The 11,991-nt window shown below is 60.2% G+C and carries 9 protein-coding genes; 5 read left to right on the top strand and 4 right to left on the bottom strand.

Annotated features, from left to right (window positions below; all coding sequences use genetic code 11):
* Positions 1–167 precede the first annotated feature (167 nt).
* The 3 genes from feoA to MYY08_RS18875 all read left to right on the top strand — a co-directional run bounded on the left by feoA (position 168) and on the right by MYY08_RS18875 (position 4,494).
* The gene (feoA, locus tag MYY08_RS18865; RefSeq protein WP_038629694.1) at positions 168–407 is read left to right on the top strand and encodes a ferrous iron transporter A; all 240 of its coding nucleotides are present in this window, start codon (positions 168–170) and stop codon (positions 405–407) included.
* Complete coding sequence (feoB, locus tag MYY08_RS18870) at positions 404–2,716, top strand: Fe(2+) transporter permease subunit FeoB (RefSeq protein ID WP_084969859.1); 2,313 nt, start codon at positions 404–406, stop codon at positions 2,714–2,716. The genes feoA and feoB overlap by 4 nt, the downstream gene beginning before the upstream one ends.
* 89 nt (positions 2,717–2,805) lie before the next feature.
* Positions 2,806–4,494, top strand: coding sequence for an alpha-amylase family glycosyl hydrolase (locus MYY08_RS18875; RefSeq protein WP_038629692.1), 1,689 nt, complete (start codon positions 2,806–2,808; stop codon positions 4,492–4,494).
* Positions 4,495–4,529: 35 nt separating this feature from the next.
* Here MYY08_RS18875 and MYY08_RS18880 read toward each other — a convergent pair whose 3' ends face one another.
* Positions 4,530–4,799, bottom strand: coding sequence for a YdgH/BhsA/McbA-like domain containing protein (locus tag MYY08_RS18880; protein WP_038629691.1), 270 nt, complete (start codon positions 4,797–4,799; stop codon positions 4,530–4,532).
* Positions 4,800–4,978: 179 nt separating this feature from the next.
* Positions 4,979–5,752 (bottom strand): pimeloyl-ACP methyl ester esterase BioH, encoded by a 774-nt coding sequence (gene bioH, locus MYY08_RS18885; protein ID WP_038629690.1) that lies wholly within the window; start codon positions 5,750–5,752, stop codon positions 4,979–4,981.
* 39 nt (positions 5,753–5,791) lie between these two features.
* Between bioH and gntX the strand changes: the two genes are divergently transcribed.
* Positions 5,792–6,475, top strand: a complete 684-nt coding sequence (gene gntX / locus MYY08_RS18890) for a DNA utilization protein GntX (protein ID WP_084969860.1) — start codon at positions 5,792–5,794, stop codon at positions 6,473–6,475.
* A gap of 58 nt (positions 6,476–6,533) precedes the next feature.
* Complete coding sequence (nfuA, locus tag MYY08_RS18895) at positions 6,534–7,109, top strand: Fe-S biogenesis protein NfuA (protein ID WP_038629687.1); 576 nt, start codon at positions 6,534–6,536, stop codon at positions 7,107–7,109.
* A 119-nt stretch (positions 7,110–7,228) separates the two neighbouring features.
* On the opposite strand, the gene malQ is transcribed toward nfuA, so the two are convergent.
* Together malQ and malP are read right to left on the bottom strand one after the other, a co-directional pair.
* Positions 7,229–9,301, bottom strand: a complete 2,073-nt coding sequence (malQ, locus tag MYY08_RS18900) for a 4-alpha-glucanotransferase (protein ID WP_038629686.1) — start codon at positions 9,299–9,301, stop codon at positions 7,229–7,231.
* Positions 9,302–9,351: 50 nt separating this feature from the next.
* Positions 9,352–11,757, bottom strand: coding sequence for a maltodextrin phosphorylase (gene malP, locus MYY08_RS18905; protein WP_038629685.1), 2,406 nt, complete (start codon positions 11,755–11,757; stop codon positions 9,352–9,354).
* Positions 11,758–11,991 lie beyond the last annotated feature (234 nt).

Here is an 11,991-nt window from a genome sequence, read left to right on the forward strand (position 1 = left end):
TCAGGCGGCATCCTGCCGCCTTCGGCAAGCCATGTAAAAACGTAAGGGCGACGTTCTGTCGTCCTTGCTATTTTTTGCTCTACGTCAACACTAACGAGAATTATTATCATTAATATGGTGCCGTTTTGTCATTGTCGCGCAACGCGACAGTCCATGAGGTACCAGCCATGTCATTGCTTGCCCGTCAGCACTATCAAATTCTCGGCTTCTCGCCCGCAGTCAGCCCCGCCTGGCGCCAGAAACTGCTCTCCCTGGGCCTGCTGCCCGGCGCCTGTTTCGAAGTGGTGCGCATTGCGCCGTTAGGCGATCCGCTGCAAATTCAGGCGGGCCGCGTTAGCCTGATGCTGCGTAAAAAGGATTTGGCGCTGCTGCAACTACAGCCGGTTGCAGGCAAGGAGGCGGCATGAAAAACGTTACTGTCGGTCTGTTAGGCAATCCCAACGCCGGAAAAACCACCCTGTTCAACCAGCTCACCGGCGCACGCCAGCGCGTCGGCAACTGGGCTGGCGTGACCGTGGAGCGTAAAGAGGGCTTCTTCACTGCGGGCAGCACCCGCGTCAACCTTATCGACCTGCCCGGCACCTATTCGCTGACCACCATTTCCCAGCAGGCGTCTATCGACGAGCAGATCGCCTGCCATTTTGTGCTGAGCCAACAGGCGGACCTGCTGATCAACGTGGTGGACGCCTGCAATCTTGAACGCAATCTCTACCTCACCCTTCAGCTGCGCGAACTGGGCGTGCCCTGCATCGTGGCGCTGAACATGCTGGACATGGCGGAAAACCAACGCATCAGCATCGATATTCCGGCGCTGTCGCAGCGCCTCGGCTGTCCGGTGGTGCCGGTCGTCTCCACGCGCGGCAGCGGCCTCGATCGTCTGAAACAGCTGATCGATAAAGGCGTGGAGGCCGGGTCGCCGCTGAAAGTGGACTATCCGCCTGCGCTGGACGCCGCCGCCGACCAACTGGCCGCCGCCATGCCGGTGAGCGAAAGCCGCCAGCGCCGACGCTGGCTGGCGCTACAGCTGCTGGAAGGCGACGTCTACAGCCGTCAGCAGGTAGGGGAGCTGGCGTTGCAGCGGCTGGCGGCGTTGAATAGCGAGCTGACGCTCGATCCCGCCGTGGCGATCGCCGCCGCGCGTTATCAGCAGCTTTCCGCGCTGTGCGTCGCCGTCAGCAACCAACATCTCGCCGCGCCACATCAGCTGTCGCAGCAGCTCGACCGCATTGTGCTGAACCGCTGGCTCGGCATTCCCATCTTTTTGCTGATGATGTACCTGATGTTTCTGCTGGCGATCAATATCGGCGGCGCGCTGCAACCGCTGTTCGACGTCGGTTCGGCGGCGCTGTTTATTCACGGCACCCAGTGGCTTGGCTATACGCTGCATTTCCCCACCTGGCTGACGCTGTTCCTGGCGCAGGGGATCGGCGGCGGCATCAATACGGTACTGCCGCTGGTGCCGCAGATCGGCCTGATGTATCTGTTCCTCTCCTTTATGGAGGATTCCGGTTATATGGCGCGCGCCGCCTTTGTGGTCGACCGGCTGATGCAGTCGCTCGGTCTGCCGGGGAAATCTTTTGTGCCGCTGATTGTCGGCTTCGGCTGCAACGTGCCGTCGGTGATGGGCGCGCGGACGCTGGATGCGACGCGCGAGCGGCTGATTACTATCATGATGGCGCCCTTTATGTCCTGCGGCGCCCGGCTGGCTATTTTTGCGGTGTTTTCCGCCGCCTTCTTCGGTGCGCATGGGGCGCTGGTGGTCTTCAGTCTCTATCTGACCGGCATCGTCATGGCGATCTTAACTGGCCTGCTGTTGAAGCATACGCTGCTGCGCGGCGAGGCGTCGCCGTTTGTTATGGAGCTGCCGAGCTGGCATGTGCCGCACCTGAAAAGCCTGCTGCTTCAGGCCTGGCAACGTCTGCGCGGCTTTGTGCTGCGCGCGGGGAAAGTGATTGTCATCGCCAGCGTATTGATTGGCGGCCTGAACAGCTTTTCGTTTAACGGCCAGCCGGTCAACACCATCAACGATTCGGCGCTGGCCAGCGTCAGCCGGGGATTAACGCCGCTGCTGACGCCGATCGGCATTCATTCCGACAACTGGCAGGCGACGGTCGGCCTGATCACCGGCGCGATGGCGAAAGAAGTGGTGGTCGGCACGCTGAACACGCTCTATACCGCCGAAGCGCTGCATGAGGAGCCGTTCGATGCCGCCAGCTGGAGCCTGAAGGCGGAGCTGGGAGACGCGGTGACGGAAACCTGGCAGGGCCTGAAAGATACGCTGAGCCTGAGCGTGCTGGCCAACCCGATTGAAGCCAGCAAGGGCGACGGCGAAATGGCTGGCGGCGCGATGGGGCAAATGCACCGCCAGTTCGGCAGCGACGCCGCCGCCTTCAGCTATCTGCTGTTCGTGCTGCTCTATGTGCCGTGCGTATCGGTAATGGGCGCCATCGCCCGCGAAAGCAGCCGTCGCTGGATGGGCTTTTCTATTTTCTGGGGCCTGAACGTCGCGTATTCGCTCGCTACGCTGTTCTGGCAGTTCTCGCGTATCGGCGAACAGCCGCTGGCCAGCGGCCTGACCATCCTGCTGGTGCTGCTGTTTAACGGCGCGCTGCTGCTGGCGCTGCGTCGTGTTCGCCTGCCCCCGCAGCGCATACCCATCAGGGTGCTGCCGGTAGAGCGCTACGAGGCGCCGTTAAAAAGCAGCAATTGTCACTAGCCGGGAGCAACAGTTGCGAATTCAGCCCAGCGGTCTACAGTAAAAACTAACGCCTCCCCCAACCTGAAGCTGTGGCCCGCTGGGTAATCATGGATATTATCAATAACTTAATCGATAAGATCTACCAGGACGCTTTCCCGATGGGCGCGCGGGAGCGTCTGCTTTCGCACATTCGCGCCGCCCGCGATGCGATAAAAAAACCGCGCAAGCCACACTGGGATGAAAAAGATGTGGTGCTGATCACCTACGCCGATCAGTTCCGCGAGCCGGAGGCGCCGACGCTCGCCACCTTTTCACGTTTTTATCAACAGCATCTGCAATCGACGTTCAATCTGGTGCATCTGCTGCCGTTTTATCCCTGGTCCTCCGACGACGGCTTTTCCGTTATCGATTACCATCAGGTGAACCCGATCTGCGGCGAGTGGCGCAACGTCGCCGAGCTGCATACCCATACGCGCCTGATGTTCGATTTCGTCTGCAATCATATTTCCGCCCACAGCCCCTGGTTTAAGCACTGGCTGGCCTGCGATCCGGGCTGGGACGATTTTTTTATCAGCATGGCGCCCGGCACCGATTTAAGCGGCGTGACCCGCCCGCGCACCTCGCCGCTGCTCACCCCTTTTCTGCGCGCCAATGGCGAAACCCACTATATCTGGACCACTTTCAGCGCCGATCAGATCGATCTGAACTTCGCCAGCCCTGAAGTACTGATCCGCATGGTTGACGTGCTGCTGGAGTATCTGAAAAAGGGCGCTGACTATGTGCGCCTCGACGCCGTAGGTTATATGTGGAAAACGCCCGGCACTCGCTGCATTCACCTGGAGAACACGCATCTGCTGGTGAAGCTGTTTCGCGCCATTGCAGACGCCGTCGCGCCCGGCACGGTCATCATCACCGAAACCAACGTACCGCATCAGGACAACATCAGCTACTTCGGCAACGGTCAGGATGAGGCGCAGATGGTCTATCAGTTTTCCCTGCCGCCGTTGGTGCTGCACGCCATCCATAACGGCTCGGCGCGCGCGCTGCGTCAGTGGGCCGCCGGGCTTGATCTCAGCAGCGGCAACACCACCTTCTTTAACTTCCTCGCCTCCCACGACGGCATCGGGCTGAACCCGGCGCGCGGCATCCTGCCGGAGGTGGAGATCGTTTCGCTGGTGCGCGACCTGGCGCTGGAGGGCGCGCTGGTCTCCTATAAAAACAACCCGGACGGCACCACCAGCCCATATGAAATCAACGTCACCTATATGGATGCGCTGAATAAGCAGGACGATGATGACGACACGCGCATCCGGCGTTTTATGCTGGCGCACGCCATACTGCTGGCCTTTCCCGGCGTGCCCGCCATCTATATCCAGAGCATTCTTGGCTCGCGCAACGATGTCGAAGGGGTCAGAGTGGCGGGTCACAACCGCGCCATCAACCGTGAGAAATATGCGCTGTCGTTTATTGAGAAAGCGTTGTCGGGCGCGGACTATCTGCGTCAGCAGATCTTTAACCGTCTCAGCGCGCTGATCCAACTGCGCACGCGTCAGGCGGCGTTCCATCCCGATAATCCCATGGAAATCCTCGATAGCGACAATACGCTGCTGATGATGCGGCGCCATACGCCGGACGGCGAAAATAATCTGCTGTGCGTGTTTAATCTGAGCGAAAAAAGCGTCAGCGCCGTTTTGCCGGAGGGGAAAAAATATCGGGATATTATCGAGCAGAAGATCATCGATGGCGCGCAGCCGGTTACGCTGCCGCCGTGGCACTACCTGTGGTTGAAAGGGTAGCAGGCGCAGCCATCGCGCCTGTGCCTGCTAAACCCTTATTTATACACGTCTGCGGTTGCGCTGAAACGGCCGTGCTCGCGGCCAGCGATGACGACGTAATACTGGCCGCCTTTTTCATCCGCCATTTTTGACAGTTCGCGTTTGGCGTCCATCGGCGAAGTGGTTTCCGCCGTGGTGTTTACGGTGCCAATTTTTTGCAGATTCATCTTCTGCACTTCTTCTTTGGTGATCTCTTTCGCTGCCAGTACGGAGAAAGAGAGGCCGCCCAGCAGGCAGGTAACAGCAACAGTTTTGATCATATTCATAGTACACCTTCGTCTTATAGTTGACCGATTTTCCCAATGGCCGCCGAATGAATACAATGAGATAGGGAATAAAGCGCCCTGCTCCCTGGGTGACTTATACAAAGTCATAGTCAGCGGCCTTGCTCAGGTTCAAGTATTAACGCCAGGTGATATTTTGCCAGTTAAAGCGATAAACTTTCTTAATCTGAAAGAGTGAAGCGGACGACCGCGGCGCAAAATTCCTGCGGATGGGAGATAAAAGGCGCATGCGCCGCTTTCTCCATCACCAGCGAAGCGCTTTGCGGCCAGCGCTCATCCAGCAGCGCCGCCGTTTTACGCGGCACCAGCCCGTCGAGGTAGCCATAGAGGCGCAGCAGCGGCACCGCCAGCGCGTCCATCTCATCGCGCAGATCGACGCAGCGCAGGATCTCCAGACCGCCCGCCAGCACCTCGACCGGTGGAATCGGCTGCGACAGCACCACCTCTTTCAGCGCGCGCGCATCCTGTCGGGCGCTCTGGGTACCGAGCGTTTGCAACGCCAGAAAGCGTTCCACGGTGCGCTGATAATCCTCGCTTAGCTGCTGCTGAAAACTCGCCAGCGTATCGGGCTTGATCCCCGGCCACTGTGCGTCCACTGCGGTAAAGCGCGGCGAAGAGGCGACGGTAATCAGACGCGACACCCGCTGCGGATAGCGCAGCGTCAGTCGGCTGGCCACCAGGCCACCCAGCGACCAGCCCAGCAGCGTCGCCTTTTCCGGCAGACGGGGCAGCAGCGCCTCCACCATCTCATCCAGCGTCAGGGCGCCGAACCCCTGGCTGCGGCCAAAGCCGGGCAGGTCGACCAGGTGCAGACGAAACTGCGCGCTGAGCGGCTCGACGATGCAACGCCACACCTCCGCATTCAGTCCCCATCCGTGAAGCAGCACAAGATCGCTATCGCCGGTGCCGGTGGTGTGCCAGTAAAGCTGGGTCATCAGTTATGGTCTCATCATCGCTAAATCAGGGAGGTCGCTATGCTACCAATGCAGGGAGGCTGTTGGCTATGCCAGTCGCCGCTGAAACTCACGTCACAAGGGCTTTGCAGCTACTGCCTGCGCGCCCTGCCGCCGCTGCCGCTTTGCTGTCCGCGCTGCGGGCTGCCCGCCAGCAATTCCCGCGTCGCCTGCGGGCGTTGCCTGCGCCGTCCGCCGCCGTGGCAACATCTGGTGGCGGTCACTGATTACCGTCCGCCGCTAAGCCAGCTGATCGCGCGCCACAAATTCTCCGGCGTTACCGCACTCTCTGTGATGTTGGCGCGGCTGATTTTGCTAAGCTGGTTATCGGCAAAACGTGAACGCGGCCTGCCCCGGCCCGATCTGCTGCTGGCCGTTCCGCTGCATCGCCGCCGTGCCTGGCGACGGGGCTTTAATCAGGCCGACCTGCTGGCGAGGCCGCTGGCGCGCTGGCTGCGCTGCGCATACCGCCCGAACGGGCTGACCCGCCGCCGCGCCGGGCATGTTCAGCATCAGCTGAGCGCCCATGCGCGCAGACATAACCTGCGTAACGCTTTTCGCCTTGAAATCGCCGTGCGCGATCGCCATATCGCTCTGATTGATGATGTGGTGACCACCGGCAGTACGGTAGCGGAAATCAGCCGTCTGCTACTGCATGCTGGCGCCGCCAGCGTCCAGATTTGGTGCCTGTGCCGTACCTTGTAGAGCGTCGGCGATGGGCGTATTATAACCAACTAAATTAGTCAACTATTGAGCAACTGCCATGATCCGAATTACCGATGCCGCCCAGGAGCATTTTGCAAAATTGCTGTCAAATCAGGAAGATGGCACCCAAATCCGCGTGTTCGTCATTAATCCGGGCACGCCAACTGCTGAATGTGGCGTCTCCTACTGCCCGCCCGACGCCGTGGAGCCGACCGATACTGAGCTGAAGTTCGAAAAGCTGTCCGCCTACGTTGACGAGCTGAGCGCGCCTTACCTTGAAGACGCCGAAATCGACTTCGTTACCGACAATCTCGGTTCGCAGCTAACGCTGAAAGCGCCGAACGCTAAAATGCGCAAGGTGGCCGACGATGCGCCGCTGATCGAGCGCGTAGAATATCTGTTACAGGCGCAGATCAACCCGCAGCTGGCGAGCCACGGCGGTCGCGTCACGCTGATGGAAATTACCGACGAAGGCTATGCGATCCTGCAATTCGGCGGCGGTTGCAACGGCTGTTCTATGGTCGACGTGACGCTGAAAGAAGGGATTGAGAAAGAGCTGCTGGCCGCTTTCCCTGAGCTGAAAGGCGTGCGCGATCTGACCGAGCATCAGCGCGGCGAACACTCTTACTACTAAGCGCGGCCTGACGGCTACGCTGAAAATAAGCAGGGGTTTCCTGGCAAACCCTGGAAGCGCAAAAAAGAAAAGGCGACCAGAAGGTCGCCTTTTTTATGCTAACTTGCCTGACGTAATAATTAACTTGCCCGCCGCCGTTTATCGAGATCCTTAATCAGCCGGTTGATCTGTTCATCGTTGAACATCTCTTCCAGCGTGCGGCTGAGCTTGCGTCGCCAGTTAGGATATTGATCCACCGTGCCCGGCACGTTCACCGGTTTTTCCATCTCCAGCCAGTCTTCCGGTTGCAGCCCCAGCAGCGCGCTGGCGCTTTCGGCGATATAACGCTGCATTCCACGACTTAGCTCGGCGGAAGCCGGTACTTTCACCGCCCGCTTGCCCAGCTTTTTCGGCACGCAGCCCTGCTCGTGCAGCGCGTCCAGCAGCGCCTGCTTCTGCCGTTCGCGGTTTTCATACAGCCCTTTGAGCACCACTTTGTCCGGGTAAAGCCCCAGCGTTTCGCCCAACGTCAGATCGCCCGCGCTCCAGAATCCGCGCAGCGTCGGCAGATCGTGCGTCGTGGCGCTGGCCATCGCCTGACGCTGCCACTCCTGCGGCGCGCGATAGCGATCGGCGCTCTCCTGTTCAAAGTAGAGCACCTTCCACGAATAGATGCCGCCGCTGCGCAGCTTGCCGATGATCTCTTTCGGCACCGTGCCGAGATCCTCGCCGATCACCATACAGCGGTTACGGTGGCTTTCCAGCGCCAGGATCGCCAGCAGGTCGTCCACTGGATAGTAGACGTAGGCGCCGTGATCCGCCGTCTGACCATAGGGTATCCACCACAGGCGCAGCATCGACATGACATGATCGATGCGCAGCGCGCCGCAGCTCGCCATATTGGCGCGCAGCATATCAATAAAGGGCTGATAAGCGCGCGCCGCCATCACATGCGGGTCCATCGGCGGCAAGCCCCAGTTCTGGCCCAGCGGTCCCAGAATATCGGGCGGCGCGCCTACCGATGCCTTCAGACAGTAGAGATCGGGATCGCTCCAGGTTTCCGCGCCCCCTTCCGCCACGCCGACGGCGAGATCGCGATAAAGCCCCACCGACATGCCGTGCCGCTGGCAAACCTGCCAGCACTCGTCAAACTGCCGGTTCGCCAGCCATTGCAGCCAGAGCCAGAAACGCACCTCGTCCTCATTTTTACGGCAGAACTGCTGCACCGCTTTGCTCTGCGCGTGGCGATATTTTTCCGGCCACGCTGGCCAGCCCCAGCGCTGTCCATCTTCTTTCAGCATGGCGGCGTGCAGCGCGTCATACGCCGCCTGGCTGTAGAGGCTTTCGCCGCCCGCGGCTATGTACGCCTCGAAATGACGGCGCGTGGCGTCCTGCTCATCGCGGGTACTGAACTGCGCCCAGGCCAGCCGCAGGCCGTCGATTTTAAGCTGGTTCACCGCGCTATAGTCGACCCACTCGGTCTCGCGCGCCGCCTTGACGCGGCGCTGCGTCTCTTTATCCCGCCACCAGCGTTGCGCCTCTTCGCTCTGCTGGAAATCAGGCACGCGCTCCACGTCGATATAGATCACGTTCATCCAGCGGCGCGACGACGGGCTGTAAGGACTGGCGCTCTCCGGGCTGGCGGGATAGAGCGAATGAATCGGGTTAAGGCCGATAAAATCGCCGCCGCGTTCGGCGATCTGTGCCAGCATCTCGCTCAGATCGCCGAAATCGCCGATGCCCCAGTTACGCGCGGATCGCAGCGTATAGAGCTGCACGCAGGCGCCCCATAGTTTGCGTCCTTCCAGCAGCGCCTGCGGCTCATAGCAGCGGCGCGGCGCCATAATGATGCGGCACGGCCACGCGTTTTCCCCCTGAGTGAGCGTCAGCTGATGATAGCCCTGCGGCAGACGCGGCGGCAGTGGAAACGTCTCGCCGCCCCGCGCCTCGCCCTGATACGTTTTGCCCTGTTCGGTTTGCAGCGTCCACCGGAACGGGCCGCTGCCGCCGACCGCCAGTTCCCGCTTGCGTCGTCCGCTAAAGACTTTCACTGCGGGGACAGGCGCGTCGCTGACCGGACGGGGAAACCCCATCGCCTCCAGCAGTTTTTGCCGGGTTTCGGCGCTGATAGCCTCTGGCTCTCCCTTCGCATTGATATAGCTGGCAGCGATCCCGGCTGCGCTGGCGTCTTTCTCAAGTTGGGTTAAATCCATAACGCTTCCTGAAACAGTCTGTGACTATGAGCGGCCTGCGCCGCCCTCCCTCAGCGTTTGCTCTGCCAGATACGCTGCTGATAGTCGCGTACAGAGCGATCGGAACTGAACATGCCGGTACGTGCGGTATTGAGTATAGTCGCGCGCGTCCAGGCTTCCTTATCGCGCCATAACGCCTCCACACGTTCCTGCGCGGCGATATAGTCGGCGAAATCCGCCAGCACCAGCCAGGGATCGCCGTTCTTCGTCAGGCTGTGCAGCAGCAGATCGAAGGCGTGCTTATCGCCCTGGCTGAAATGGCCTTTTTCCAGCTCCTTCAACAGACCGTCGAGATGTTTGTCTTTCTTACGCAACTTTTTCGGATCGTAGCCGCCTGCCTTCAGCGCCTTCACCTCGTCAACGGTATTGCCGAAGATAAAGATATTCTCTTCCCCGACCTGCTCGGCAATCTCAACGTTGGCGCCGTCCAGCGTGCCGATGGTCAGCGCGCCGTTCAGGGCGAGCTTCATATTGCCGGTGCCGGAGGCTTCATAGCCAGCGGTGGAGATCTGCTCCGACAGATCCGCCGCCGGGATCATCAGCTCCGCCGCGGTGATGCGGTAGTCAGGAATAAACACCACCTTGAGACGATCGCCGATCAGCGGATCGTTATTGATCACCTCGGCCACTTTGTTGATCGCGTAGATGATGTTTTTCGCCAGGTAGTAGCCTGGGGCCGCCTTGGCGCCGAACAGAAAGACGCGCGGCGCCTTATCCAGCTGCGGGTTGTCGCGCAGTTGACGGTAGCAGTGCAGAATATGCAGCAGACCGAGATGCTGGCGCTTGTACTCGTGCAGACGCTTGATCTGCACGTCGAACAGCGCGTCGGGGTTGATCTCAATGCCGGTGACGCGGCGCACATACTCCGCCAGCCGCAGCTTGTTGTTATGTTTGATGTCGCGATAGCGCTGACGAAACGCCTTATCGTCCGCATACGGCTCCAGGCCTTTCAGCGCGTCCAGGTTCGTCACCCAGTCGCGGTTGCCTAACGTCTCATCAATCAGTTCAGAGAGCGCCGGGTTGCACTGCTTCAGCCAGCGACGCGGCGTGATGCCGTTGGTGACGTTGAAAAACTTGTGCGGCCACAGCTGGTGATACTCCGGGAAGAGATCCTTCACCACCAGATCGGAGTGCAGCGCCGCAACGCCATTTACCGCAAAACCGCTGACTACGCACAGGTTCGCCATGCGCACCTGTTTGTCATGCAGCACCGCCAGTTTCGCCCAGACCGCTTCATCGCCCGGCCACTGCTTCTCCACCAGCTTCTTAAAGCGTCGGTTGATCTCTTTAATAATGGCGAAATGGCGCGGCAGCAGCGTGCGTACCAGGCGCTCGTCCCAGCGTTCCAGCGCTTCCGGCATCAGCGTATGGTTAGTGTAGGCGAAGACGTTGCTGGTAATACGCCACGCCTCCTCCCACTCCAGCTGATGCTCATCCAGCAGCAGGCGCAGCATTTCAGGGATGGCGATAGTGGGATGGGTATCGTTAAGCTGGATCACCTCATAATCGGGCAGCTCCGCCAGCGCGCGGCCCGCCAGGTGATGACGGCGCAGAATATCCGCCACCGAGCAGGCGCACTGGAAATATTGCTGCATCAGACGCAGCCGCTTGCCTTCCTGATGGTTATCGTTGGGATAGAGCACCTTGGTCAGCTTCGCCGCATCGATGCCCCGCTGCTCCGCCTGCAGGAATTTGCCGTCGTTGAACAGCGTCAGGTCGAACGGGTGCGCGTGGGTCGCCTGCCACAGGCGCAGCGGCTGCGTGACGCCGTTGCGATAGCCGATGACCGGCAGATCCCAGGCTTCGCCGCGCATCACGAACGCCGGTTCCCACCGCAGCGAACCGTCATCGTTTTTTACTACTTTGCCGCCGATGCCCACTTCGACATCCAGCGCGCTGTTATGGCGAAACCACGGATAGCGGTCGCGTCGCCAGTCGTCCGGCGCTTCGCGCTGGTAACCCTCGTCGAAAGACTGGCGGAACAGGCCGTACTGGTAGTTCAGACCGTAGCCGATGGCGGGCTGGCCGACCGTCGCCATTGAATCGAGATAGCAGGCCGCCAGGCGTCCCAGACCGCCGTTGCCCAGCGCCGGGTCCACCTCTTCCTCCAGCAGCTCGCTGAGATTGATGCCCTGCTCCGCTAAAAGCGCGTTAACCTCGTCATACCAGCCGAGGTTGATCAGGTTATTGCCGGTCAGTCGACCAATCAGAAACTCCATCGACAGGTAATTGACATGGCGTTGGTTTTTACCGGAATTGACCGTCGGCTGCGCCGCCAGCAGTTCGGCCAGCGCGCCGCCGACCGCTTCCCACCGCTGACGCGGCGTCATATCGCTGGCGCTCGCCAGCCCTAAATGCTGCCACTGGCGCGTTAACGCCGCCTCAAAACGAGCCTTATTGAATGTTAGCTGCGACATACAACTCTCTTCCGTTAAGTAATATACCCGTCATACTTCAAGCCGCTGGCGCGTTGGCTACGCTCGCTCACCCCGGTCACTCACTCTTGTAAGCTCCCGGAGATTTACTTCCTTGCCGCCTTCCTGCGACCTGAATTATTTAGGGTATGGATTCGCAAAAAATTGATGCGCACATGCTGACGTTAACCCGACTGAGCGGCATCCTCCCGCGGCAGGATTAGCCGGGGATGAGCG

Origin of the sequence: Mixta sp., from assembly GCF_024610815.1 — a bacterium.
GTDB lineage: Bacteria > Pseudomonadota > Gammaproteobacteria > Enterobacterales > Enterobacteriaceae > Mixta > Mixta calida.